The organism is Ilyobacter sp., from assembly GCF_041583315.1.
Classification (GTDB): domain Bacteria; phylum Fusobacteriota; class Fusobacteriia; order Fusobacteriales; family Fusobacteriaceae; genus Ilyobacter.
Genome location: NZ_JBFHGC010000292.1, coordinates 1 through 3,684 on the forward strand (window position 1 = coordinate 1; position 3,684 = coordinate 3,684).

At 36.3% G+C, this 3,684-nt stretch carries 2 protein-coding genes; both read left to right on the plus strand.

The window, feature by feature from the left end; all coding sequences use genetic code 11:
• The first annotated feature begins 329 nt into the window (after nt 1–329).
• Nucleotides 330–2,132: a translation elongation factor 4 gene (gene lepA / locus ABZA26_RS10100; protein WP_372714398.1), complete on the plus strand. Its 1,803-nt coding sequence runs from the start codon at nt 330–332 to the stop codon at nt 2,130–2,132.
• 193 nt (nt 2,133–2,325) lie between these two features.
• Complete coding sequence (locus tag ABZA26_RS10105) at nt 2,326–3,546, plus strand: NAD(P)/FAD-dependent oxidoreductase (protein WP_372714399.1); 1,221 nt, start codon at nt 2,326–2,328, stop codon at nt 3,544–3,546.
• The last annotated feature ends 138 nt before the right edge of the window (nt 3,547–3,684 follow it).

Below are 3,684 nucleotides of genomic sequence, written 5' to 3' on the forward strand. Positions count from 1 at the left end.
AGGGCTCTTTTTTTGGGGTAAAAACTTATGGCAAAGTCTTTTTAGTTTATAATGGGGAATTAAAAACTGCGGCCAAGACACATCATTGCCATATTCATAACTGGTATTAGTATTATAATCTAATACATATCAAAAATCAACATTTATTTCAAAAATAAACCTTTTAAATCTAAAAGAGAACTGATAACTTCAAATTCAAGGTGGAATTGTCTTGTGAAACTCTGTTGGTGGTTTTAGTAAAGGTTTTGGCCTTTACTTTTAGTTGCATTTTTCCATAGTTTCCTTTATAATATGGTGTGAGAATTTAGATTTTAATAGGAGGAATCAAGGTGTTACAAAAATTTAAGAGAAATTTTTCGATAATTGCACATATAGATCACGGTAAATCAACTATTGCCGACAGATTACTCCAGGTAACTGGTACTGTATCAGAACGTGATATGAAGGCTCAAGTCTTAGACTCTATGGAACTTGAGAGAGAAAAAGGAATTACAATAAAGGCTCAGGCTGTTACCCTTTATTATGATGCAAAAGACGGAAACAGATATGAACTGAATCTAATAGATACACCGGGACACGTAGATTTTATCTATGAGGTTTCCAGATCTCTGGCCGCCTGTGAGGGAGCTATTCTTGTGGTAGATGCTGCCCAGGGTGTAGAAGCCCAGACACTTGCCAATGTATATCTGGCTCTTGAAAATGATCTGGAAGTAGTACCTGTAATCAACAAAATAGATCTTCCTGCAGCTGATGTGGACAAGGTAAAACAGGAGATAGAGGATGTCATAGGGCTACCTGCTGACGATGCTGTTCTTACTTCTGCAAAGGCAGGAATAGGTATAGAGGAGCTTCTAGAAGCTATAGTGGAGAGAATACCTGCTCCTGAGCACGAAGAGGAAGGACCTCTGAAAGCCCTTATTTTCGACTCGCATTTCGATGACTACAGAGGGGTAATTACTTATGTAAGAGTTCTCGACGGATGCATCAAAAAAGGCGACAAAATAAAAATATGGTCCACAGGAAAAGAGTTTGAGATATTAGAATGCGGTGTCTTCTCTCCAGTGATGAGATCTACAGGAGAGTTGAGCTCAGGTTCTGTTGGATATATAATTACAGGAGTAAAGACTATACAGGATACTCAGGTGGGAGATACTGTTACCCATGCTAAAAGACCTTGTGCAGAGCCTTTGCAGGGATATAGACCTGCTCAGTCAATGGTTTATGCAGGACTGTACCCATTATCTACAGATGATTATTCTGATTTAAGAGATGCCCTTGAAAAACTTCAGCTAAATGATGCTTCTCTTTCTTTTGTACCAGAGACTTCATTGGCACTTGGATTTGGTTTCAGATGCGGATTCCTAGGACTGCTTCACATGGAGATCATTGTAGAAAGACTCAGAAGAGAATATGATATAGATCTTATCTCTACTTCTCCATCGGTTGAATACAGAGTTCATATGGAAAACGGGAGTTCTTACACAATAGATAACCCTTGTGAATTCCCTGAATCAGGAAGTGGAAAAAAATCTGTAGAAGAGCCTTTTATAAAAGGTAATATTCTTGTACCTAAAGATTATGTAGGTAACGTAATGGAACTTTGCCAGGAAAAAAGAGGGATTTTCATTGATATGAATTATATTGACGAAAACAGAGCTATGATAACTTATGAACTTCCTTTGGCAGAAATAGTGATAGATTTTTATGATAAACTGAAATCCAGAACCAGAGGTTACGCATCTTTTGAATACGAGATGATAGGATATAAAGAGTCAAAGCTTGTAAAAGTGGATATACTTGTATCTGGAAACCCTGTAGATGCTTTCTCCTTTATATCTCATACAGACCACGCATCTTCTAGAGGAAGGGCTATATGTGAAAAGTTAAAAGAGATCATTCCTAGACAGCAGTTTGAGATACCTATACAGGCAGCACTAGGGGCCAAAATAATAGCCAGAGAAACTATCAGAGCATTCAGAAAAAATGTAACTGCAAAATGTTATGGTGGAGATATTTCCAGAAAGAAAAAACTTCTGGAAAAACAAAAAGAGGGTAAAAAGAGAATGAAGCAGATAGGAAACGTAGAAATTCCTCAGGAAGCCTTTGTATCTGTCCTCAAATTAAACGATTAACACATAGTTAAGATAATCTGAAATAAAATTTATCGGGTTCGGGTCTTTTTAAATAAAAGGCTCGAGCCCGTTTTTATTTGATAGGTATAAAAGAGGAATGGACAAATCTATTATAGCGTGACCTAATAATATTGAATTTTTTTCGTTAAAAAGGTATAATTTCATCTGAACATTTTATAATCGGAGGTCAAAATTGAAAATATATGACTTAATTGTAGTAGGAGGGGGACCGGCTGGGATTTTTGCTTCTATATATGCAGCAAAAAAAAATATGAGTGTAGCCATTATTGAGAAAAAAAACAATATAGGTAAAAAAATACTGGTAGCAGGTTCTGGAAAATGTAATATAACCCATGAAGGTGAAATAAATTATTTTTTAAATAGATACGGTGATCACGGGAAATTTTTAAAAACTGCTCTCTATAACTATAAACCAAAAGATTTGGTGGATTTTATAGAATCTAAAGGTCTGAAAATGCAGGTTTTGGAAAGCGGTAAAATATTTCCGGAAACCATGAAATCCACAGATGTACTGAACCTTTTGATAAAAGAGCTGAAGAAACTCAAAGTAGATATATTTACAAACAGCAAAGTGGAGTCAGCAAAGAAAGAAGATGAAGTTTTCAAGGTCAAAACAGACAGTGAGATATTTTCCGGGAAGAACCTTCTTATATCCACAGGAGGGAAGTCATATCCTGCTACAGGATCAGAGGGAGACGGCTACAGGCTCTCCCAGATGTTTGGGCATAGTATAGAGGCTCCAAAACCGGCTCTGACTACTGTATACGTTCATGATTATCTTTATGCCGACCTTTCTGGGATCTCTTTTAAAAACGTCAAAATAGAGCTCTACAGAGACGGGAAGAAACTGAAAGAGCATCATGGAGATGTCCTTCTGACCCATACAAACCTCAGCGGACCTGGAATAATTGATTTTTCAAGATATTTTTCAAAAGGAGATACACTTTATATAAACTTTATAGGGAAGGAATCAGATGTTATTTCAGAGGAACTTATTGAGAGTTCAGAAAAAAACGGGAAGCAGAGCATAAAAAAATTCCTTTCTGGATACAATGTTCCTGAAAGATTTTTAAAAAAAATATTCAAGATTCTTGATATAAAAGAAGATATAAAACTCGGAGAACTTTCCAAGTCAGATAGAATACTTCTCATAAACAGGCTTTCAAGACATGAATTTGTAATTTCCAGGCTTGGTAATTTTGACATTGCCATGGCAACTGCAGGCGGAATCTCCCTAAAAGAGGTAAATCAAAAGACTATGGAGTCAAAGCTTGTAAAAGGACTTTATTTTGCAGGAGAGCTTCTTGACATTGACGGAGATACAGGTGGATTCAACATACAGGCTGCCTGTTCTACAGGTGTTCTGGTGGCTAAAAGTATAAAAACAAATTAGCTGTAGAGATTTTGAAAATTGTTATTTAGGGGATTAACCTTTACAAAAATATAAAAGCCGTGGCTAGAGCCACGGCTTTCATATTTTATAGAATCTTATTATTTAGATAGAGGCTTTTTAAGTCCACCGATTATAAGG